This window comes from uncultured Sphingomonas sp., from assembly GCF_913777625.1.
Classification (GTDB): Bacteria; Pseudomonadota; Alphaproteobacteria; order Sphingomonadales; family Sphingomonadaceae; genus Sphingomonas.
Map to the genome: position 1 here is coordinate 1 of NZ_CAJYTI010000029.1, position 21,699 is coordinate 21,699.

Here is a 21,699-nt window from a genome sequence, read left to right on the forward strand (position 1 = left end):
GCGGCGCGGCGGAGCGATCGTCGATCGTCGATCGTCACATTGTCGCCAATAAGGATAATGCGGCTGACATAGGCGTCCAGCAGTTCGCCCACCATTCCGACCAGATTGTAGTTCATCGTGCAGTTCAACCCTAATCCGTTGGCAAATGCCGACGCAGCCAGGTGACGTTCGAGCTTCAACCTCCTAATACCTGGTCGGCCGCGATATAAGCTGCCATTCATAAGCATGAGGCGTGCCGGCCGAGGTACGGCATACGGGGGTGTTTTTTGTCACTTTTCCGCCAGGAGGCGCTTGAACATAGGCAGTATCGCCTCTACGGCGAGTTGATCGTGACCCGGCGATTGTCCACCGAGCTTTTGGTGTGGCTAATCTTGCTAATTATGGTTGGGCTCGCTCTTTGGCTGGTTCTAGGCAGTTACGCACGAACTGAGGTTGTGCGTGGAACCCTGGTTACCGATCGACCCTCGGCGCAGATCGTTGCGTCCACACCGGGGGTGGTCGACCGGCTGTTTGTGCGGGACGGGAGCACGGTGCGCGCGGGCGCTCCGATAGGGGTGATCAAAGCCGATCGGCAGGACGAGACTGGGTCGGTAGTTGGCAGCAGCGGTGTAGCGACGCTTGACCGGCGTCTCGCGCTCGCTGACAAGCAGATGCAGCTTGCAAGGTCGTACGAACAGAAGGAGCGTGCTCGCCTGTACTCTAATATGCAGGCCGTCACTGCCAAGCTCGTGGAGGTCTCGAACCAGATCATCCTTCAGCAGGAACTAGTCGCCTCCAACAAACAACTGTTTGAACAATTGAACGAAATTGTGCAGAAAGGTTTTGTCAGCCGAACTCAATACGAAGCTAGAAGGCAGAATTGGCTTTCGTCCCAGCAGCAACTCGGTGCGCTTCGACAGCAGAAGGTGGCGTTGGAACAGGAGCAGGCGGGTATCACAGCGACGCTTAACGAGCTAGGCGGCGAGACGCTGCGGCAGGTCAACGAGGTTAAGACCTCTGTCGGCGCGCTTGAACAGCAACGGGCGCAACTGCGCGGCGCTAGCGGCTACAGGCTGATCGCGCCGATCTCGGGCACTATAACGGGTCTTCAAACCGGACTCGGCAGTTCGGTCCGCGCCGACGAGCCGTTGATGACGATTGTGCCCGTCAAATCCACGGTGCGGGCTGAAATGTACGCCCCGTCGCGCGCGATTGGGTTTATTCGTGTCGGCCAGGAAGTGCGTTTGATGTATGAGGCCTTTCCTTTTCAGCGGTTTGGTACGTTTAAGGGCTCAGTGACAGCAATTTCACGAACCGCGCTCGATCCGCGCGATCTCCGGGTCGCGATTAAGTTCGACGAGCCAGTCTACCGCATCGTAGTCGCGATCAACCAACAGTCGGTGGAGGCAGATGGTCAGCGCATCCAGCTCCAGCCAGGCATGACGCTCGCGGGCAGCATCGTGCTCGAGCGCCGGTCGTTCCTACAATGGCTGCTGCTGCCCTTACAGTCTGTAAGCAAGCGGACCTGATATGGCGGCCATGTTTAACGACGACGGGCTGGGGAGCCCCTCCGGGACACCCGTCATCATCCAGAGCGAAGCGAGCGAATGCGGCTTGGCATGCATCGCGATGGTCGCGAGTGCGCACGGTCATAACGTCGATCTCGGCACGTTACGGATGCGGTTTAGCGTCTCGCTGAAGGGGGCGACACTCAAGCAACTCGTCGATATTGCCGAAGAGATCGGGTTCGTCGCGCGCCCCCTGCGCGGCGAGATAGGAGAACTGCGAAAGATCGAGTTTCCCGCTATTCTACACTGGGATCTGAATCATTTCGTTGTTTTGGCGGGAATAACCGGTCGCGGGTCTCGTCGGCGGTTCATTGTCCATGATCCAGCGATCGGCCGTTTGCGGGTAACCGAAGCCGAGTTCGCTAAGCGCTGGACGGGAATTTTGCTTGAGTTGATGCGATCGGATAGTTTTCACCCCCGAACTGAGCGGCGCACTTTAGGCATTACCCAACTCTGGTCATCTTCGCGGGGTTTCTGGACGACCATCAGGCAAATCGCGCTACTCTCGATCGTCATCCAGATAATTGCCCTCGCGGGACCTTTTTATCTTCAGATTGCAATAGATCAGGCTCTTCCTTCATCAGATACCGAGCTGCTGCTCGTGCTCGCGCTTGGGTTCGGCGGGCTCGCAGTCATCGACCTTGTTTCTACGTGGCTACGGTCGATCGTTGTCCTAAAACTCAACAATTCGCTATCTTACCACATCGTGGTGAACTTGTTTCGACACCTGATGCGACTTCCCCTCTCTTGGTTCGAAAAACGTCACGTCGGCGACGTGATTTCGCGCTTCGGCGCCACGCAGCCAATCAGCCAGGTGTTAAGTAACGGGCTATTCACTTCATTGCTCGATGGGATCATGGCGCTGACGACGCTCGCGCTAATGTTTATTTATTCGCCGGAACTGGCGGCGCTCGCGACAATGGCGTTAGCCAGCTACCTAGCGTTGCGCCTCGCCTTTTTCCAGGCTCTCAGACTTCGCAGTGTGAGCGCGATCACCACCGCAGCCGCCGAGCAGAGCGCTTTCATTGAAAGCGTGCGCGGGATCGCGGCGATTAAGTCCTTCGGGCAGGAAGGCAATCGCCAGCGAATCTGGCAGCGAAAGAAGGCCGACGCGGTGAATGCCGCGATCCTGTCCGGGACGCTAAGCGCAGCCTTTGACGCTGCCGCCCAGTTCGTGATCGCAATTGAGCGGGTGTTGTTCATCTACATTGCGGTGTCGTTCGCGTTACGCGGTACACTGACGGTCGGGACGATTTTCGCATTTCAAGCTTACAAACAGCAGTTTCTTGACGCAGGGATTCGGCTCGTTGGGCAGGCGGTTGGCTTTAAGCTGCTGTCAGTCCATTTAGGTCGCATGTCGGATATTGCGCTCTCGCCACCTGAAGACAAAGCTCATCTACGTACGACCGACCTCCCCGAGGATTGCGGCGCGATAGAGCTGCGCGACGTTCGCTACAGCTACGGCGTCGGCGAAGCTCCTGTGCTCGCCAAGGTGAACCTGAAGATAGAACCCGGTGAGTTAGTGGCGTTCGTGGGACCGTCTGGCGGCGGCAAGACGACTCTCATGAAACTGATGATGGGACTCTTCGAGCCCACTGGAGGCCAAGTGCTGATCGGCGGAAGGCCGTTGTTGGGGATGTCCAAGCAGGCCTACCGCCGAAGGGTAGGCTCCGTAGCGCAGAACGATAATCTCTATGCCGGTAGCTTGGCGCAAAATATCGCGTTTTTCGATCCCGAGCCCAACATGGACCGCGTCCGCGAATGCGCTAGGCTCGCCAACATCAACCACGAAATCGAAGCCCTGCCACTACGCTACGATACGCTAGTCGGTGATATGGGCTCAACGCTATCCGGTGGGCAAAAGCAGCGGGTCTTGCTAGCGCGCGCGCTCTACTCGCAGCCGCAGCTATTGTTCATGGACGAAGGCACCGCAAACCTCGATCACGTGGCCGAAGATGCTGTGATGACGTCATTGACGGCCCTGACGATGACCCGGATAGTGATTGCCCACCGCCCGATGGCGGTGCAAGCGGCGGACCGCGTATTTCTTGTGTCTGAAGGTCGGGTGCAGCAGCTCAGTAAAGCACTGCCGAAATCACGGTCACCGAAGATCTAAAACTTCCCCCTCGACGCTACAAACTGATATCGCGGGCGCTGCATGAGAATGGTACGAATGAGGTTGACCCATCCGACGCCGCTATGATTCCCGAAGCTTGCGACGCCTTTCTTGGAGTGACCAATGTGGAGGTCCACCGCCCGCGGGCAGCATGGGCGCGGCAGCCTATACTCTGGAAACGTCGTCCCCAATGCGAAGTGGCGGCTGGTCCTGAGGTGATGGGATGGACGTCCGAAAGGCTACGATGCCGGCAAGAAGCGCATGGAGCGCTCCCCAATGGTCATTGCGAAGGGCGAAATTCTCAACTGACGCCCACCCAGCAGACGTGAAAAATCGCGATTGTGCAGTATTGAATCATCCACAGCATAAGCAGAGGGTACCCTCTGTCGAAAGCGTGCTCCTGTGACTGTAAAACAGATCGGCGTGCAAGACGGCGTCGTAGTCTATTAGTATCATTCAAGAACTTTCCGCGCCAGCTTCAAAGGTAACGCACGGCTGACCTGGGATAATCGAAATTGTCTCATGATATCAGCGATATGGCGCAAAGATAGTTTATCGCGCTTAAAATGCTAGTATCGCTCCTTGAGGGCCGCGCCCAGCAACAAAGCATCATCGATTATGCTTATATAGCAATCCGTTACTGGCCGCCAATCTCCGGTTGACGTCAGCTCGTCTAAAGCTGCCCCCAGCGTCTCGGCGAAACGATAGAAAGAAGGAGACACTCCTATAATAGGATGTGACAATCCGGATAATCGCAATAACGAGGCTAAAGAAAGTAGCCTGGCCAGTCTCCCATTGCCGTCGGCGAAAGGGTGAGCCATGATTGTCGATACAAACGTGTATATTGGCATTAATGTTTCTAGACTCGATTGCTCTTGAGCGATGGAAATTCTCGCCAGCCAATTACCAGCCCAGTTTGGCGGTTCGAATCCTACATTTCCATTTGCCGATCGCCCGACGCCCTCTCGCTCGCGAAATTTTGATTCTTTGGCAATTAATGCGGACACGAGTTTTTTCGCGCTGACGCGATCAAGTGACGAATTCATCAACTTGTGGTGATAGGAGAAAAAAATCGGCTCTATAGACGGGCGCAAGAATAGCCCTCGACATTTTTGCAACCAATAGTTGTTATCCCCAGGAGGGACAACATTTTGCTCCGCACTAATGGCAATGAAAGAAAACTTGGATTCCGTTCCGAAACTATCAACGGGCCCGCATCGGCAGGTTAAGCCGTAAGCAGCTATGCGTTCAGCCAATTGTCGTATTCGCGAACTTCGCTCCGGGTCGAGGGGGCGCGGATCAGGGCACGACCAACGGCAACGCCAAGTATCGCTTGAAAAATCTGATCGGTGTGTCACTTGAGTGCGTTCCGAGTGCGGGAGGGGTGGGTAGTGCGCGAGCTTTCTTTTGTTGAGTTATGCTACGTAGCAGGCGGCGGTCAGCAGACAAGCGAAGAGGGGCCTTGGGTTTGGGGAGGGGATCCTGGCGCTGGCGGAGGTGGGGGCGCCGCTCCGCCGCCGGTCGCTACTCTGGCCAATTTTGGCCATTCTGCGCAGGAAGCTCTTCAGGCTTTTATGGACGAGCTTTCTTATACGGAGGCGCAGCACAACGATTATGTTGGCAGTAGCTATGATCACGACATAGGCGGGGACGCCAGTCCTTGGCCGTTCGACAGCCACATACCGGTGCATGACCCTGGCGCGAACGCACAATATTGGCGAGACTGGAACGGCGATACGGATCCCGAGACTCTGCGTAACATCAGCGCTAACCAATTAATGTATGGTAGCGCGCAATATGGTTCATTTGCGGCAGATGAGGTCGCTATACGCAGTGCAAATGGTGATCATCTATCGGCTTATGTTAACGGCATATTCTATGACGGAACATATCACTCGTCAGGAACGGCACCAACTTCCGGTGATGACATAGTCGTAACTTCTGGTCCTGATCACGGTTATTGGACGTTCAACGCGGATTTCAGCGGAATTTCCCAGGCAAACCTTCTTAATGCCGGATTGGGATCCGTTAATAATTTCTCTGGAATACAGAGCCATGCATCTGGCGAAATGAGCCATGCAGATAAGCAAAACGCCATAGACCTCTTAAAGGTAAACGCTGGTTTTCATGCGTTTAAATTAAATGGCATGGATATAGAACACGATATCTTAAAGGCGTTGGATCAAAAGAGAGTTGTTTTTGTAGACGGATGGCCTGATCAGCACGCTGAAACGCCGGCAGGTGAGTTCATTTTTCTATCTTCTTCATTCAAGTCGGATCCGATTGGTACAGCACTTGTACTAGCGCACGAAGGCCTTCATGCTGCATTAGCAAATGAATTCGGCTATCATGGCGGTTCCATATACGAAGAAGCTTTGGGTAAACTTGTCACGGCTTACGCATTTTCAGGACTAAATCAGACGCAGCAGAATTCTATCAAAACGTCTGATCCAGGATTTTATTCTGACACCATTGCGTACAAGAGCTTGTCTGACCAAGGGAATTTTTCTGCTATAATGGATAGAGCTCGAGCAACTTACGGGGCGATTGAGTTGTATCCCCTGCCTAACATTTATAATGTCATCAAGGGGTCATTCTGATGGTCGCGCGGAGGCAAAGGTTAGCGCTATGTTTGGTTGCTACTGGTTGCTGCGCTTTGCTTCCCACTCAGTCTAGCGCACAATATATCAAACCAAATAATCCCCCTCAGTACCTAAGTCAGATGAGGCTAGTGTTCGATGATTATCATAGGCGAAACGGATCTTATCCTGTTTATTGGTACGACATACAGAACAACTGTAGAGTTAAGCGAGCGCCATTGTGTCAAATAGAAGAAAAGTTGCCGAGATCTGAGCGAATAACAATGAAGCCTCAGTTCTCAAAATATAGTTATAAAATTGCAATGTCATCCCGCAATCACTTCAGGATTGTCGCCATAAAAGAAGATCGTTGTCCCGAATGGTACATCGATGAAGTTGGACCGCCTATGCGGATTGCAACAAGCAGGCGTCGAGCGGGGTGCTAAGCGTCATCGCGGCACTGTCCCGGTGCTGCCGCTATTCTGCTGGCGCCGCATATGCCTGCGAACGTCCGACGGTGGTATCGCGAGGGGCGTCGAGAGCAAGGTGGGAGCCGAATGCCCGCGATGCGTGAACCCGAATTCGGCTGGCCTAGACCTGGTGCTCTCCAGGAACCGAAGCTGCCACGCCGATGCCGCCTCCAGCCTATCTGGGGCTGAATGATTGGGCGACGACCGTGAAAACGTGCGCCCCGCGGCAGTGAGGGCGTCTCGAGAGCGCTCACGCAAAGGCGGCAGTGAGCGAATTCTCAGATTTCCAGCACCTTCGATAGACGGGGCGCGCCGGCTTCGATCCGACGGCATCCTGTAAGCGGCATTCCCTCGGCAGGATGGCGACGCATTCGGCCGCAACCTACCGAAAGAACTGCCTTTCGTGCATCGGCAATCTTCAAACTCGCGGGGCAGGTCGTACTAATTTTGAACATCGATTTGACGATACGGAACAGTTGCGATGCACGCCAGTGCGTCGTCGCTGGACGTCCTGGGCGGTCACCTTACATCGGCCCGACTATTGAGACACGACGAACGAGATGTCGGGGAATGCGCTGCCTTTCCGGGATCTTGACCTCGAGGGTAGCGATCCGGTGCCCTCAGCGGGAAGCGGCATCATTGCCGCGCGATCTTCCTAGCCGACCGTGCGCACAAGAGCCGCCAACGCGCCCGCAAAAAGGCTAGCAAGCGACGCTGCCGCGGGAGCGTCGCCATCGATCAAATCGACGCGTCGCAATGGGATCGGCGACTACGAGAAATTCGTCAGGTGCACCTCGTAGACCAGGTGTCGCGCACCCTCGAAGGGAGAAGCGCTGGGAGTGTATGGTACCGTGGCGTTAACTTGGATGGGCCATAAGCGGCGCCTTGCGAAACGGATCGCTGCGACATTGCCGACGGTCCGCCAAGCGTCGTACCAGCTGATAGGCAAGCAAGCAGAAACCCAAGTGAAAAGCGCAAACTAAATCTTTCGCCTATCTATTATTCATATAATACACGCGGAAGGTTCAACGTCAACTTCGTCCAGATTTCCCCGCTTCCACCTGCTCGCTGATCGTTCGAACACGCGCCTTTGTGCCGAAGGCACTCCAATCGCGCATAAGGAGCCGTCGCTTGTCGAGGAAGTCGGTTCGCCGATAGGCTGCCTCGACCTTGTTCGAGACCGTGTGGGCGAGCGCCGCTTCTGCGATCTCGCCCGAATAGTCAGTCTGCTCCGCCACCCAATCGCGAAAAGCCGAGCGGAACCCGTGCACGGTCACCGCGAGATCCATGTCGCGGAGAATCTTGAGAAGGGTCATATCGGAAAGCGGCTTCTTTACGTTCTGGCCGGGGAACACTAAGTCGCAAGCTCGAGCCTTGAACTTCTTGGCGCGCTCGAACACGGCCACCGCTTCGGGTGCAAGGGGTACAACATGCACCCGCCCCATTTTCATCCGTTCAGCCGGGATCGTCCACAACGCTGCTTCCAGATCGAGTTCAGACCAAGTCGCACCTCGGATTTCCCCTGATCGCGCAGCTGTTAGGATCAGCGCTTCCAACGCTAGGCGGCCCACCGATACACGCGCGCCCAGCTTCTCAATGAAATCCGGTACCGACGCATACGGCAGAGCCGCGAAATGGTTGTCTTTCTTGGGCTGGCGAGGCAGCCCCTTGGACAGCGAACGCATCGGTGCTTCGGTCGCGCGAAACCCGCGTGAGTAGGACCAGTCGAGAACTGTGCCGATGCGTTGCCTTACGCGGCGCGCTGTTTCCGGCTTCGCCAGCCAGATCGGCGCCAGCACATCGCGGATCAGCGGCCCCTCGATATCGCTGACCAACCGGTCGCCCATCTTCGGAAAGGCGTAGGTCTTCAGCGTCGCGATCCACTGGTTCTGATGCTTGCCATTCTTCCAAGCCTTTTCGTGTTCCTCATGGACCATTTCGGCAGCTCGTCGGAACGTCGGAATGACCTGCCGCTCCTGCTTCCGTTCAGCGACAGGGTCGATGCCCTGCGCGATCTTCTGGCGCGTGGCGAACGCGGCTTCCCGGGCCTCTTTGAGAGAAACGACCTTCGAGGAGCCCAGCCCGATATCCTGGCGCCTCCCATTATTCTGGACCCGGAGGATCCAGCTGGCTGCTCCCTTGCCATTGATTTCCAGAAACAGGCCATCCCCATCGGAATAGCGACCGGGTTCGGTCAACGAGCGGATCTTGAGCGCAGTGAGCTTTCCCATGCCACCTCCACCTCATTCTTCCCCACACTTTTCCCCACACTTCGTGTGAGATCGTGTCGGATCGAGTGAAACGCAGCGGGACGAAAAAACCGCTGATTTCTGCGGCTTTTTAGCAGTTTTCAGGGAGTCTGGGGAGCCCTAAAAAGGGCGCAGGTGGCGGAGCGGGAGGGATTCGAACCCTCGATACGCTTTTGGCGTATACTCACTTTCCAGGCGAGCGCCTTCGACCACTCGGCCACCGCTCCGCAGGATACCTGGAAGGCGCGGCCCTACCGTTCCTTGGGCGGCTAGGCAAGCGCCCGTTGCCATGCCAAGCTCCTCCCATGGCAAAAACCCTGCTCGTCCTCGCCGCGACCCTCGCTGCCGCGCCGCTCGCCGCCCAGACCTCCCCGCAAACCGCCGCGCCTGCGCGGCCCGCGCCCGCCGCGGCGGAACCCCTGCCCGAGGACTGGCACGATATTCCCGATGACGAGATCCTGCTGCTCCAGCTGCAGGGGGGCCACCAAGTCGCGATCCGGCTCGCCGCGCGGTTCGCGCCGGCGCATGTCAGCAACATCCGCAAGCTCGCCACCGCGCGTTGGTGGGACGGGGAGAGCGTCTACCGCGTCCAGGAAAACTGGGTCGCGCAATGGGGCGATGCGAGCGAGAAGAAGCCGCTGCCGCCCGAATTGCTCACGCGCCCGCCCGCCGAGTTCGAGATCGGCGCCTTCACCCCTGCCCAGCGCCTGTCCAAGCCCGACTCCTATGCGAGCGCCACCGGCATCACCGCCGATGGCTGGCCGATCGCCAGCGACGGCAAGGCGGCGTGGCTGACGCATTGCTACGGCATGGTCGGCGTGGCGCGCGATCAGTTGCCCGATACCGGCAGCGGCTCCGAGCTGTTCACCCCGATCGGCCAGTCGGCACGACGGCTGGATCGCAACTACACCGTGGTCGGACGGATCGTCGAAGGGATGCAGTATCTCTCCGCGCTGCCGCGCAGCGGCGCGGCGATGGGGGTCTATGCGACGGCCGCGGAACGCACCGGTATCCTGTGGGTCAAGCTCGCCAGCCAGCTGCCGGCCGACGAGCGCCCGCACTTCCAATATCGCGCCGCCGACAATGCCCGCTATGCCGCGATGATCGCGCTGCGCGAGAACCCGGCGCCGCCGACGGTGGCGACCGGGCTCAATGTCTGCGACCTGCCGGCAGCGGTTCGCCGCCGGCCCTGAGGCAGCGGCGCGCGCTTACTTGCCGATCCAGTCCGCCACTTGGTCCGCAACCTGATTGGCGGCCTGGTTGAGCGCGGGGCCGATCGCGGCGGTGTCGATCGCCGAGACCGGCACGCGCGCCTCGAAGCGGCGGCGCTCGAAGCCCTGGCTGCCCTCTCGGCCCAGCGCCGCGTCGAAGGTTACCACCGCTTCGTTCGTGCGCGCATCGATGCCGAAGCTGCGCAGGTCGCCGCCCAGGCTGGCGCTCGGGGTGGAGAGCGACTGGCGGCGGCTGAGCACGATGCGGCCGGTGCGCGCGGCGATCGTGTCGGCGAGCAGCCGGCCGAACAGGCTGGCGGGCCCCTCGACCCACTGCGCGTCCTTCACATAGGCGATCGTCGTCCCGCCCGGGCCCGAATGGACCGGCACGCGGGTGGTCGCCAGTTCCTGCGGCGCGTTGACCGCGCCGATCGTCACGGCCTTGACCGTGCCCGATTGCTGGACCTCGCCCGCGGGCAGTGCCGCCGCCGGCTGGAGCGTCAGCAGCGAGGCGGGCGGCTTGGCCGCGAAGGAAATGCATCCGGACAGCGGCACGGCGGCGAGCAGCGCGGCGATGACAGGCTTGTTCATCCGGAACCTCACTTCTTCGGCTTGTAGGTGGGCAGCGCGGGCGCGGCGATCAGGCTGGAGGCGCCCCCCTGATCGAGCCGGTGCGCGACATTGGTGAGCGCAATCGACATCTCGCGCAGATCCTGCACGAGCTGGCCGACCTCGGGCATGGTCTTGTTCGAGAAGCTCTGCAGCCCCGGCCGGGCATCGCCGATCGCCGCATCCAGCGTCTCGACGCTCTTGCGCGCCGAGGTGATGGTGGCGTTGAGGTTGGCGATGGTCGGCTTGATGTCGCTGGCCATCATGCCGTTGGTCGTCTCGGCGAGCTGGCCGATCTGCTGCGCGGCGGCGCCGGCCTGCTGGATCGCGACGCGCGTCTCGGCGAGCGTCGCGGCGATTTCGGGGCCGCGATCCGCCAGCGACTTGGTCAGCCGGTTGGTGTTGGCGAGGATGCCCGAGATCGAGGCCTGGTTCTTCTCGTCGAGCAGGTCGGAGACGCGCTCGGTGAGCGTGGTCAGCCGCTCGAGCAGCTTCGGCGCCGAGCTCAAGAGCGCGCCGAGGCCACCGGCCTTGGTCGGGATCACCGGCACGCCCAGCGGGCAGGCGGCGCGGGGATTGTCCTTGGGGCATTCGATCGGCGGCGCGCCCTTCACCGCGCCGTCCAGCTGGACGGTGCTGGGGCCGGTGAAGCTGCCCTGGATGGTGGCGTTGGTGCCTTCGAGGATCGGCACGTCGGGGCGCACGCTGATCCGCACGCGCACCAGGCTGGGATCCGGGCGCCAGAACTGGATGTCCTTCACCTGGCCGGCGGGCACGCCGGAGAAGCTGACCGACGAGCCGCGGCTCAGGCCGTCGACCGACTGCTTGTAGAAGATGTCATATTCGCGCTCGTCGCCGCCGCCCAGCCGGGCGAGCCAGACGATGAACAGGCAGAGCACGGCGAGCAGGATCAGCACCACCGCGCCGACCAGCACATGATTGGAACGCGTTTCCATCAGCCCCTCTTGTCCTCATGCACCGGCCGGTTCGGCCCTGCGACCGCAGCGCGTCCGCGCGGTCCGTTGAAATATTCCTGGATCCACGGGTGGTCCAACGCCAGCAGCTCCGGAATCGTGCCCACCGCGATGACGCGCTTGTCCGCCAGCACCGCGACGCGGTCGCAGATGGCGTAGAGCGTGTCGAGATCATGGGTGATCAGGAACACGGTCAGCCCCAGCGTCTTCTGGAGCGACGCGGTCAGCTCGTCGAATGCCGCCGCGCCGATCGGATCGAGCCCGGCGGTGGGCTCGTCGAGGAACAGCAGCTCGGGATCGAGCGCGAGCGCCCGGGCGAGCCCGGCGCGCTTCTTCATGCCGCCGGAAAGCTCGGACGGATATTTGGGGCCCGCCTCGGGCGGCAGGCCGGTCATCACCACCTTGTAGGCGGCGATTTCCTCGAGCAGCGCCTGGTCGAGCCCCGGATAGAATTCCTTGAGCGGCACCTGGACGTTTTCGGAAACGGTCAGCGTGGAGAACAGCGCGCCGCCCTGGAACAGGATGCCCCAGCGCTTGCGGATGTTCACCGCCTCGGTTTCCTCGCGGCCGATGGTGTTCTCGCCGAACACCTCGACCGTGCCGTCCATCGGCGTCTGCAGCCCGATGATCGAGCGCATCAGCACCGACTTGCCGGTACCCGATCCGCCGACCACGCCGATGATCTCGCCGCGCCGCACGTCGAGATCCAGATTGTCATGGACGATCTGCTCGCCGAAGCCGTTGCGCAGGCCGCGGACGCGAATGAGGATGTCTTGGTCGTCCTGGCGCGCGTCGGTCATGTCCAGCCCACATTGGTGAAGAAGACCGCGAAGAACGCGTCGAGCACGATCACCAGGAAGATCGCCTGGACCACCGCGGTGGTGGTGCGCTGGCCGACCTGTTCGGCATCGCCTTCCACCTGCATGCCGTGGAAGCAGCCGGCCATCGCGATGATCGCGCCGAACACCGGCGCCTTGACGAGGCCGACCCACAGATCGGTGAGCGGCACCACTTCACGGATGCGCTGGATGAAGGTCACCGGCGGAATGCCGAGGTCCACCCAGCAGAGCAGCCCGCCGCCCATGATGGAAATCAGCGAGGAATAGAAGCCGAGCAGCGGCAGCATGAACACCACCGCGAAGACGCGCGGCAGCACCAGCGCCTCCATCGGCGACACGCCGATCGTGCGCATCGCGTCGATCTCTTCGGTCAGCTTCATCGTACCGAGCTGCGCGGCGAAGGCGGAGCCCGAGCGACCGGCGATCATGATCGCGGTCATCAGGATGCCGAGTTCCCGCAGGGTCAGTCGCCCGAGCAGGTTGATCGTATAGATCTCCGCGCCGAACTGGCGCAGCTGCACCGATCCCTGCTGGGCGATGACGATGCCGATCAGGAAGCTCATCAGCCCGATGATCGCCAGCGCACCGACGCCGACCACCTCGAAGCGCTGCACCGTCGCATTGAAGCGGAAGCGGCGCGGATGGGTGAGGACGTGCCAGAAGGCGAGCACCGTCGCGCCCATGAAGCCGAGCAGGCCGTACAGCGTCTGCCCGGAGTTGAGCACGGCCTTGCCGATTTCGTCGAGCGCGCGGGCCAAGGATCCCGGCGGCGGGGGCGGCAGCTGAATCGGATGTTCGGCCGCGACGACCTGCTCTAGCAGATGCTGTTCGTCCGGGTTCAGTCCCTCGATCGCCGCACCGCGATCGCGGGCGAAGCGGTGCACGACCCAGGCGCCCACCGTATCCATCCGGCCGACCGCGCTCAGGTCGAGCCGGGCGACTGCGCCGTCCACGGCCTCGAGTCGATCGGGCAGGTCGCCGAGCGTGGCAAGCGAGAGGTCGCCGGAGAAGCGGAGCACCGCCTCGCCGTTCGTGTCGGACCGTTCAAAGTCGGCGGGTGCTCTCATCGAAACCCCCTTTCCGCGATTCCGGCTGGAACGGCAAGTTCCCTCGTGGCTAGAGGGCGCAATGCAACGCCTCGCCATTTACGACATGGACAAGACCATCACCGCCAAGCCGACCTGGACGCGGTTCCTGCTGCACGTCGCCCGCACCCGCGCGCCGTGGCGGCTGGGGCTGTTCCCGGTGGTGGGGCTGGGGGGCATGGCCTATCTCGCCCGCCGCATCGATCGCGCCCGGCTGAAGCGCCTGTCGCACCGGCTGCTGCTCGGCCGCGCGCTGGCGCCGGCGGAAATGCGGCGCGTTGCCGAGGCCTTTGCCGATCTGGAGCTGCGCAAGGGCGTGCTGCAAGGTGCCCGCGCGCAGATCGAGGCCGATCGCGCCGCCGGCTACCGCCTGGTGATGGCGACCGCCTCGCACCATTATTATGCCGAGGCGATCGGCAAGCGGCTGGGCTTTGACGACGTGATCGCCACCGAAGCGAAGCGGGACGGGCAGGGGCATATTCTCTCCGAGCTTGAGGGCGAGAACTGTTACGGGCCCGTAAAGCTCCACAGGGTCGAAAATTGGTTGGCGGCAGAGGGGCTGCACCGCGCAACCTGTTACGTCCGCGCCTATTCGGATCATGTCTCCGACGCGCCGCTGCTGGAATGGGCGGACGAGGCCTTCGCCGTCAACGCGCACGGGCCGCTGGCGAAACTGGCGACGGTGCGCGGCTGGACGCAGCTCGACTGGCGTCGCGACTGAAGATTTTTTCTAGTACTTCCAAAAGGTTCGCAACCGAAACGGCGTTTCGTGCGTTGGCCGAGGGGTTGGTGCGACCATGAGGAAACAAGACGCGTGCAACATGAGGACGAACAGAAGCCGGCGGCCGTCGGAGAACCGGCCGGCGACCTGACGGATTCCACCAGCTACAGCCCCACCGGCAATTACCCGACGCATCACTGGAAGCGTGCGATCATCGGCACGCCGGGGCTGGGCGACCGCAGCACCGTGTTCTTCGCCGCGCTCCAGATGACGCGCATGCCGATGACGCTCACCGATCCGAATCAGCCCGACAATCCGATCGTCTTCGCCAACAAGGCGTTCCTCGATCTCACCGGCTATGAGGAAAGCGAAATTCTCGGCCGCAACTGCCGCTTCCTGCAGGGAGCGGAGACCGATCGGGATTCGGTGGCCGAGCTACGCGCCGCGATCGACCGTCGGGAGGCGATCGCGCTGGAGCTGATCAACTATCGGCGCGACGGCAGCTCGTTCTGGAACGCGGTGTTCGTCGCGCCCGTGCTCGGCCCCGACGGCGAACTGCTCTATTTCTTCGCCAGCCAGCTCGACGTGACGCGCCGGCACGCCTCCGAACAGGCGTTCCGCCAGGCGCAGAAGATGGAGGCGATCGGCCAGCTGACCGCCGGCCTCGCGCACGATTTCAACAACCTGCTCCAGGTCGTCTCCGGCAATGTCGACATCGTCGCCAGCCAGGTCCAGGACGAGCGCCACCAGCGCCTGCTGACCAACGCCGCGCGCGCCGCCGACCGCGGATCGAAGCTCACCCGCCAGCTGCTCGCCTTCGCGCGGAAGACGCGGCTCGAGCCGAAGCTGGTGGATCTGAACCAGCTGATCCACGATTTCGGTGACCTGCTCGACAATACGGTCGGCGCGCAGATCCGGCTGGTGACCGCGCTCGAGCGCCGGCTGCCGGCGGTGCAGGTCGACCCCACCCATCTCGAGATGGCGGTCCTCAACGTGCTGCTCAACGCGCGCGATGCGATGCCGCGCGGGGGCACCGTGACCATTTCCACCGGGCTGTGGAAACTGAACGGCGACGCGCCCAAGCACCAGCTGCCCGAAGGCGAGTACGTGGTTCTCAGGATTCGCGACGAAGGCACCGGAATGACCGAAGAAGTCCGTCGCCGGGCGACCGAGCCCTTCTTCACCACCAAGGGCGCGGAGCGGGGCACCGGGCTGGGGCTTGCGATGGTCCATGGTTTCGTCCAGCAATCGCTGGGGCGGCTCGAAATCGACAGCGGGCCGGAGGGGGGGGCCGAGATTCGCATGCTGTTTCCGACGGCAAACGCCGCCGCCTTGGCAGCGCCGCCGCCTGCGCCGCGGCGGGAGGCCGGGAACGGCGTGGCCGGCGGCAGCGAGACGATTCTGCTCGTCGAGGACAGCGACGACGTCCGCGCGCTGGCGCAGGAGCAGCTTTCCGCGATGGGCTACCGCGTGTTGCTCGCTGCCAGCGGCGAGGAAGCGCTGGAGCGGCTGAAGACCGAGTCGATCGACCTGCTGTTCACCGACATCGTCATGCCGGGCGGGATGAGCGGGCTCGAGCTGGTCGAACAGTTCCGCACCACCCATCCCGATACGCCGGTGCTGATGACGACCGGCTATAACGAGGATCTGGTCGCCGACATCCCGCGCGGCACCAATCTCGACGTGATCGGCAAGCCCTATCGCCGCGAGCAGCTCGCCGACCGCATCCGCTCGGCGCTCGATCGCCGCGCGCCCGATCCGCGGCGTGCGGTCAATCCCATCGTGCCGGCGGAGGGCTGAGCCCGCATGCGCGCGCCGCTGTGACCAGCCCTTCGGACCCGATGCTGGCGGCGCTGGCGACTGCGCGGGACTGGGCGGATACCCCGCTGGGCGGGCCGGACGCATGGCCCCAGCGGCTGCGCCTCGCCGCCGCGCTGTTGCTGCCGCCCGGAACCCCGGTGGCGATCTTCTGGGGCGAAAGCGCGATCGCGATCTACAACCCGGCCTATGCCGAGGTGCTCGGCGATCGCCATCCGGCGGCGCTCGGCGCACCGGGGGCCATGCACGGGGCCGACTGGTGGGCGGATCTGGGGCCGCTGATCCACGGCGTCCGCACCACCGGCGAGACCTTCGCGGCCGAGGACCGTCCTTTCCGGATCGATCGGCGCGGCTTTCGCGAGACGGTGCATGTCGACATTTCCTGCTCGCCGGTGCGCCAACCCGACGGCAGCATTGCCGGTGTTCTCTGCATTCTTGCCGAGACCACCGAGCGGGTGAAGGCAGAGCAGCGGCTGCGCGAGAGCGAAGCCGCGCTGCGGGCGAGCGAGGCGCTGGCCCGCGAGCAGACCCACGAACTGGCGGTGATGTACGACAACTCGCCGGTCGGTCTGGCGGTGCTCGACGTCGATCTTCGCTATATCCGGATCAACCGCCAGCTCGCGGAGTGGAACGGCCTGCCGGTCGAGGCCCATATCGGCCGCCATGTCAGCGAGATCGTGCCCGACCTCACCGAGCAGGTCATGGCCGCGCTACGCAAGGTGCTGGCAGGGGAGCCGCTGCTCGGCATCGAGATTACCGGCCCCACCCGGGGGCGGCCGGACGGCCTGTCGACCTGGCGACAGAACTGGGTGCCCGTCTATGACGAGAACGGCATCGTCCATCAGATCGCGATTTCGTGCGAGGACGTGAGCGAGGAGCGCAGCGCCCAGCGCGCGCTGGAGACGCTCAACCGCGTCGGCGCGGCGCTGTCGGCCGAGCATGATCTCGAACGGCTGGTGCAGATGCTCACCGATGCCGGCGTCGCGCTTACCGGCGCGAGCATCGGCGCCTTCTTCCACAATGTGATGGACGAGACCGGCGAGCGGCTGCATCTGTTCACCCTTTCCGGCGATGCCCGGGCGCGGTTCGAAGCACTTGGCCGGCCGCGCGCGACCGGTGTGCTGGGGCCGATCTTCCGCAACCAGGTCATCCGCTCGAACGACATCACCAAGGATCCGCGCTACGGCCACAATGCGCCGCATGCCGGCATGCCGCGCGGGCATCCGCCGCTCGCCAGCTATCTGGGCGTGCCGGTGGCGTCGCGCGACGGGCTGGTGCTGGGCTCGCTGCTGTTCGGCCATCCCGAACCCGGCCGGTTCACCGCCCGGCACGAGGAACTGGCGCGCAGCCTCGCCGCCCAGGCCGCGGTGGCGATCGACAATGCCCGGCTGCTCGCCGACGTGCGCGCCGCCAACGAATCGCTGGAACGCCGCGTCGAGGAGCGCACCGCGGCGCTGCGCGAGACCGAGGCGGCACTGCGCCAGAGCCAGAAGATGGAGGCGATGGGCCAGCTGACCGGCGGCGTGGCGCACGACTTCAACAACCTGCTCACCCCGATCATCGGCAGCCTCGACCTGATCCTGCGCAAGCGCGGCGACGATCCGATGTTGCACCGGCTGCTCGACGGCGCTTTGCGCTCAGCCGAGCGGGCGAGCACGCTGGTCCAGCGGCTGCTCGCCTTTGCCCGGCGCCAGCCGCTCCAGCCCGCGCCGGTGGACATGGCGGCGCTGGTCGATGGCATGGTGCCGCTGCTGGCCAGCACGCTCGGCCCCAAGATCGCGCTCTCGGTTTCCAGGCCCGAGGCGCTGCCGCCCGCCCATGCCGATGCCAACCAGCTGGAAATGGCGCTGCTCAACCTCGCGGTGAACGCGCGCGACGCCATGCCGGAGGGCGGCGCGCTGGAGGTCCGGCTGGGCCTAGGCAGTGCGAGCGAGGCGCCACAGCCGCTCGCCGAGGGCAGCTATGTCCGGCTGGAGGTATGCGACACCGGGTTCGGCATGGACGAAGCGACGCTGGCGCGGGCGATCGAGCCGTTCTTCTCGACCAAGGGCGTGGGCCGCGGCACCGGCCTCGGCCTGTCGATGGTGCACGGGCTCGCCAGCCAGCTGGGCGGCACGCTGGGGCTGGACAGTCGCCCGGGCGAGGGCACGATTGTCGAGCTGTGGCTGCCGGTCAGCGGCGATGCGGTTCGGGTCGCCGAGGCGCTGCCCCGCCACGAGCCGCACGACGGCGCCGGCATGGTGCTGCTGGTCGACGACGAGGAGATCGTGCGCGGCACGGCGGCGGAGATGCTGCGCGCGCTCGGCTATCAGGTGCAGTTGGCGGACTCGGCCGAGGCGGCGCTGCGCCTGCTCGATGGCGGGCTGGTGCCCGACCTGCTGCTCACCGACCATCTGATGCCGGGCATGACGGGTACCGAACTCGCCCGCGCGGTGCGAACGCGGCTGGGCGACGTGCCGACACTGATCGTCTCCGGCTATGCCGATGTCGAGGGGCTCGGGCGCGACCATGCGCATTTGCCCAAGCCCTTCCGCCAGGCAGATCTCGCCCGCGCGCTCAGCTTGCTCGGGGTACGCTGAGCTACCGCTCCAGGATCCGGCGGTAGAGTGCGATATAGGCATCGGCCATCGCCTCTACCGAGAAGCGCCCCTGCACCGCGCGGCGGCAGGCGGCGCGGTCGAGCGTCGCGGCACGCGCGACGGCATAGATCGCCTCTTCGGCCGAGCGGACGAGAATGCCGGTTTCGCCGTCGTCGATCAGCTCGGGCATCGATCCGCGGCGCACCGCGATGACCGGCGTGCCGCACGCCATCGCCTCGATCACCGACAGGCCGAACGGCTCGTCGAAGTTGATCAGGTGGAGCAGCGCGCGGGCTTGGCCGAGCGCGCGGATGCGGTCCTCGCCGCCCACGGGCCCGTGATAGACGATGCGGTCGCTCAGATGCGGCTGCACCTCCCGCTCGAAATAGCCCTGGTCCTGAACGATGCCGTAGAGGTTGAGCCGGCGGCCGGTCGCCTTGGCGACGGCGATGGCTTCGGCCGCACCCTTGTCGGGGTGCATGCGGCCGAAGAACAGCAGGTCGTCGCTGCCTTTGGCGTCGAAGGCGAAATCGTCGAGCGGGATGCCGTGGTGGATGGTCGCGGCATAGCGGAGCGCCGGGTGCCGATCGGCATCCGAGATCGCGACATAGTGCACGCGGTCCTCGAACGGCTTGTACATCGGCAGGATGCGCTCGGAGGAGAAGCCGTGGATCGTCGTCACCATCGGCGTGTCGATCAACGGGGCATAGGCGTGCGCGGGAAAATCGGCTTGGTTGTGGATCAGGTCGAACTCGGACGCGCGGGCGAAGAGATGCGACTGGTGGGCGTATTCCCACACCTTCGCGTCGATCGCCGGATCCTCTTCATAGCCGCGCGGCACCACGCCGGCGAGGCGGGCGGTGGTAACCGAATCCTGCGTGGCGAACAGGGTGACGTCGACGCCCTTGGCGACCAGCGCCTCGGTGAGCAGGCTCGTCACCAGCTCCCACGGGCCGTAATGCCGCGGCGGCGTGCGCCAGGCAATCGGCGCGAGCATGGCGATCTTCATGCGGTGGTCCCGCTTGTGGGTAATGCGTCACCGTGCCCCTGCGAACGCAGGGGCCCAGGGTAGGAGAGCGAATCGTGCGTGGCACTGGGCCCCTGCTTCCGCAGGGGCACGGGTGGATTGATCATGCGAAGATAACGCCTTGGTTCGGTGCGAGGAGGACGTCCCCGCCCACATGCTGCGCGTCATCCCCGCGAAGGCGGGGATCCATTGGTGGGAACGCTTCGGCGCCATCCCCGGCCGCACTGGCAAATGGATCCCCGCCTTCGCGGGGATGACGGATTGCGGGTGTGGCGATCGCCGCCGCAAGAGAACGCGCCCACTCGGGAAGCGCCAGCGTCTGCGGCGCATCGGACAGGTTGAGCGCCACCAGCACGCGATCCCCGCCGTGCCGGCGTTCGTACGCCAGCACCGCGCCGGCGCTCGACACCGCGTGCCAGCTCCCCACCGACAGCGCCGGACGCGCCCGCCGCAGCTGGAGCAGCGCGCGGGTAAAGGCCAGCATCGAGCGCGGTTCGTCGCGCTGCGCCATCACGTTGCGCTCCGCCCAGTCGGGATTGAGCGGCAGCCAGGGTTCGACCGTGCTGAACCCGGCATGGGCGCTGGCATCCCACGGCATCGGCGTCCGCACTTCATCGCGGTTGAACGCGGTGTCGGGCTCGCGCAGCGCCTGCGGGTCCTGCACCCGGTCGGGCGGGATCGGCACGTTGGGCATGCCCAGCTCGTCGCCCTGGTACAGCGTCGGCGTGCCGCGCAGCGTGAGCAGCAGCATCATCGCGACCGCCGCCTGCGACGGCCCCACCCGCGAGGCGACGCGCGGCTTGTCATGGTTGCCCAGCACCCAGTTGGGCCAGCCATCGGCGGGCAGCGCGCCTTCATAGTCGGCGATCAGCTGCGCCAGCGCCGGGGCCTCCCATTTCGCGTCGAGCAGATGGAAGTTGAAGGGCAGGTGCACCCCGTTCCCGCGCTCGCCATAATAGGCGACGAGGCGCGGGATCGGCAGGTAGATCTCGCCGATCAGCACGCGCTCGGGATAGGCATCCGCCACGTCGCGCATCGCCGCGATGATCTCCATCATCTCGGGCTGGTCGGCGGAATAAGCGGGGAGGAGCCGTTCGATGTCCTGCATCCCCGCGCGCCAGGCCGGATTGGCGGGATTGTCGGGAAAGTCCGGGTGCTTGATCGCCAGCCACAGCACGTCGATCCGGAACCCGTCGACGCCGCGCTCGAACCAGAAGCGCATCGCCTCCAGCATCGCGGCGCGCAGCGCCGGGTTGCGCCAGTTGAGTTCGGGCTGCTCCTTGAGGAACTGGTGGAGGTAATATTGGCCGGTCGCTTCGTCCCACTCCCAGGCGCTGCCGCCGAAATAGCTCTGCCAGTTGTTGGGCGGCCCGCCGTCGGGCGCGGCGTCGCGCCAGATATACCAGTCGCGCTTGGGGCTGGTCCGCGAGGCGCGGCTTTCGAGGAACCAGGGATGTTCGCTGGAGCTGTGGTTGGGCACGAAGTCGAGCAGCAGCTTGAGGCCGCGGGCGTGCGCGGCGTCGCGTAAGCGATCGAAATCTGCGAGCGTGCCGAAGCGTGGATCGATCCCGCAATAATCCGCCACGTCATAACCGAAATCGGCCATCGGCGAGGGGAAGATCGGGGAGAGCCACACCGCGTCGACGCCGAGATCGACCAGATAGTCGAGCCGCGCGGTGACGCCTGCCAGGTCGCCGATGCCGTCGCCGTCCGAGTCGTTGAACGAGCGCGGATAGACCTGGTAGATCACGCCGGTCTGCCACCAGAGTGGTTCGGTCATTCGGTTTTTCCTGTAGCTCGTGCCCCTGCGAAAGCAGGGGCCCAGGGTAGGAGAGCGAGTCGATTGTGGCCCTGGGCCCCTGCTTTCGCAGGGGC

General features: G+C 63.4%; 15 protein-coding genes and 1 tRNA gene. 7 read left to right on the forward strand and 9 right to left on the reverse strand.

Annotation, left to right across the window (positions count from 1 at the left end):
• The first annotated feature begins 494 nt into the window (after positions 1–494).
• Together QZ814_RS14735 and QZ814_RS14740 are read left to right on the forward strand one after the other, a co-directional pair.
• Complete coding sequence (locus tag QZ814_RS14735) at positions 495–1,508, forward strand: HlyD family efflux transporter periplasmic adaptor subunit (RefSeq protein ID WP_294333660.1); 1,014 nt, start codon at positions 495–497, stop codon at positions 1,506–1,508.
• 1 nt (position 1,509) lies between these two features.
• The gene (locus QZ814_RS14740) at positions 1,510–3,663 is read left to right on the forward strand and encodes a peptidase domain-containing ABC transporter (RefSeq protein ID WP_294333663.1); all 2,154 of its coding nucleotides are present in this window, start codon (positions 1,510–1,512) and stop codon (positions 3,661–3,663) included.
• 569 nt (positions 3,664–4,232) lie between these two features.
• Here QZ814_RS14740 and QZ814_RS14745 read toward each other — a convergent pair.
• A complete protein-coding gene (locus tag QZ814_RS14745) occupies positions 4,233–4,709 on the reverse strand; it encodes a Fic family protein (RefSeq protein ID WP_294333665.1) in 477 nt (158 codons plus the stop codon).
• Positions 4,710–5,054: 345 nt separating this feature from the next.
• On the opposite strand from QZ814_RS14745, the gene QZ814_RS14750 reads away from it, so the two are divergent.
• Positions 5,055–6,263 (forward strand): hypothetical protein, encoded by a 1,209-nt coding sequence (locus QZ814_RS14750; protein ID WP_294333667.1) that lies wholly within the window; start codon positions 5,055–5,057, stop codon positions 6,261–6,263.
• Positions 6,264–7,743: 1,480 nt separating this feature from the next.
• Here the strand turns inward: QZ814_RS14750 and QZ814_RS14755 are convergent.
• Positions 7,744–8,943, reverse strand: a complete 1,200-nt coding sequence (locus QZ814_RS14755; protein ID WP_294333671.1) for a site-specific integrase — start codon at positions 8,941–8,943, stop codon at positions 7,744–7,746.
• 154 nt (positions 8,944–9,097) lie between these two features.
• Positions 9,098–9,188: transfer RNA gene (locus QZ814_RS14760), tRNA-Ser, on the reverse strand.
• A gap of 78 nt (positions 9,189–9,266) precedes the next feature.
• Between QZ814_RS14760 and QZ814_RS14765 the strand changes: the two genes are divergently transcribed.
• The gene (locus QZ814_RS14765) at positions 9,267–10,154 is read left to right on the forward strand and encodes a peptidylprolyl isomerase (protein WP_294333674.1); all 888 of its coding nucleotides are present in this window, start codon (positions 9,267–9,269) and stop codon (positions 10,152–10,154) included.
• A 15-nt stretch (positions 10,155–10,169) separates the two neighbouring features.
• Here the strand turns inward: QZ814_RS14765 and QZ814_RS14770 are convergent, their stop codons facing one another.
• From QZ814_RS14770 to QZ814_RS14785, 4 genes are read right to left on the reverse strand one after another with little or no spacing between them, the layout of a single operon-like run.
• A complete protein-coding gene (locus QZ814_RS14770) occupies positions 10,170–10,763 on the reverse strand; it encodes an ABC-type transport auxiliary lipoprotein family protein (protein ID WP_294333677.1) in 594 nt (197 codons plus the stop codon).
• Positions 10,764–10,771: 8 nt separating this feature from the next.
• Complete coding sequence (locus QZ814_RS14775) at positions 10,772–11,737, reverse strand: MlaD family protein (protein ID WP_294333680.1); 966 nt, start codon at positions 11,735–11,737, stop codon at positions 10,772–10,774.
• Positions 11,737–12,555, reverse strand: a complete 819-nt coding sequence (locus QZ814_RS14780) for an ABC transporter ATP-binding protein (protein ID WP_294333682.1) — start codon at positions 12,553–12,555, stop codon at positions 11,737–11,739. The genes QZ814_RS14775 and QZ814_RS14780 overlap by 1 nt, the downstream gene beginning before the upstream one ends.
• Positions 12,552–13,661 (reverse strand): ABC transporter permease, encoded by a 1,110-nt coding sequence (locus tag QZ814_RS14785; RefSeq protein WP_294333684.1) that lies wholly within the window; start codon positions 13,659–13,661, stop codon positions 12,552–12,554. The genes QZ814_RS14780 and QZ814_RS14785 overlap by 4 nt, the downstream gene beginning before the upstream one ends.
• A 61-nt stretch (positions 13,662–13,722) precedes the next feature.
• Between QZ814_RS14785 and QZ814_RS14790 the strand changes: the two genes are divergently transcribed.
• The 3 genes from QZ814_RS14790 to QZ814_RS14800 all read left to right on the forward strand — a co-directional run bounded on the left by QZ814_RS14790 (position 13,723) and on the right by QZ814_RS14800 (position 18,797).
• Positions 13,723–14,400 carry an HAD-IB family hydrolase gene (locus QZ814_RS14790; RefSeq protein ID WP_294333685.1) on the forward strand — a complete coding sequence of 226 codons (678 nt, stop codon included), beginning with the start codon at positions 13,723–13,725 and terminating at the stop codon, positions 14,398–14,400.
• 93 nt (positions 14,401–14,493) lie between these two features.
• Complete coding sequence (locus QZ814_RS14795; RefSeq protein WP_294333689.1) at positions 14,494–16,200, forward strand: histidine kinase famiy protein; 1,707 nt, start codon at positions 14,494–14,496, stop codon at positions 16,198–16,200.
• Positions 16,201–16,220: 20 nt separating this feature from the next.
• Positions 16,221–18,797, forward strand: coding sequence for a PAS domain-containing protein (locus tag QZ814_RS14800; protein WP_294333692.1), 2,577 nt, complete (start codon positions 16,221–16,223; stop codon positions 18,795–18,797).
• 1 nt (position 18,798) lies between these two features.
• Here the strand turns inward: QZ814_RS14800 and QZ814_RS14805 are convergent, their stop codons facing one another.
• Together QZ814_RS14805 and QZ814_RS14810 are read right to left on the reverse strand one after the other, a co-directional pair.
• A complete protein-coding gene (locus tag QZ814_RS14805; RefSeq protein ID WP_294333694.1) occupies positions 18,799–19,806 on the reverse strand; it encodes a glycosyltransferase family 4 protein in 1,008 nt (335 codons plus the stop codon).
• Between the two features lie 121 nt (positions 19,807–19,927).
• On the reverse strand, positions 19,928–21,604 hold the full coding sequence (locus QZ814_RS14810; protein WP_294333696.1) for an alpha-amylase family glycosyl hydrolase: 1,677 nt from the start codon (positions 21,602–21,604) through the stop codon (positions 19,928–19,930).
• Positions 21,605–21,699: the final 95 nt, after the last annotated feature.

Bases quoted from the DNA above. Each gene is read 5' to 3' on its own strand.
- QZ814_RS14740 (WP_294333663.1), top strand. From the start codon at position 1,510: ATGGCGGCCATGTTTAACGACGACGGGCTGGGGAGCCCCTCCGGGACA.
- QZ814_RS14745 (WP_294333665.1), bottom strand. From the start codon at position 4,709: ATGAATTCGTCACTTGATCGCGTCAGCGCGAAAAAACTCGTGTCCGCA.
- QZ814_RS14755 (WP_294333671.1), bottom strand. From the start codon at position 8,943: ATGGGAAAGCTCACTGCGCTCAAGATCCGCTCGTTGACCGAACCCGGT.
- QZ814_RS14765 (WP_294333674.1), top strand. From the start codon at position 9,267: ATGGCAAAAACCCTGCTCGTCCTCGCCGCGACCCTCGCTGCCGCGCCG.
- QZ814_RS14770 (WP_294333677.1), bottom strand. From the start codon at position 10,763: ATGAACAAGCCTGTCATCGCCGCGCTGCTCGCCGCCGTGCCGCTGTCC.
- QZ814_RS14775 (WP_294333680.1), bottom strand. From the start codon at position 11,737: ATGGAAACGCGTTCCAATCATGTGCTGGTCGGCGCGGTGGTGCTGATC.
- QZ814_RS14780 (WP_294333682.1), bottom strand. From the start codon at position 12,555: ATGACCGACGCGCGCCAGGACGACCAAGACATCCTCATTCGCGTCCGC.
- QZ814_RS14785 (WP_294333684.1), bottom strand. From the start codon at position 13,661: ATGAGAGCACCCGCCGACTTTGAACGGTCCGACACGAACGGCGAGGCG.
- QZ814_RS14790 (WP_294333685.1), top strand. From the start codon at position 13,723: ATGCAACGCCTCGCCATTTACGACATGGACAAGACCATCACCGCCAAG.
- QZ814_RS14805 (WP_294333694.1), bottom strand. From the start codon at position 19,806: ATGAAGATCGCCATGCTCGCGCCGATTGCCTGGCGCACGCCGCCGCGG.
- QZ814_RS14810 (WP_294333696.1), bottom strand. From the start codon at position 21,604: ATGACCGAACCACTCTGGTGGCAGACCGGCGTGATCTACCAGGTCTAT.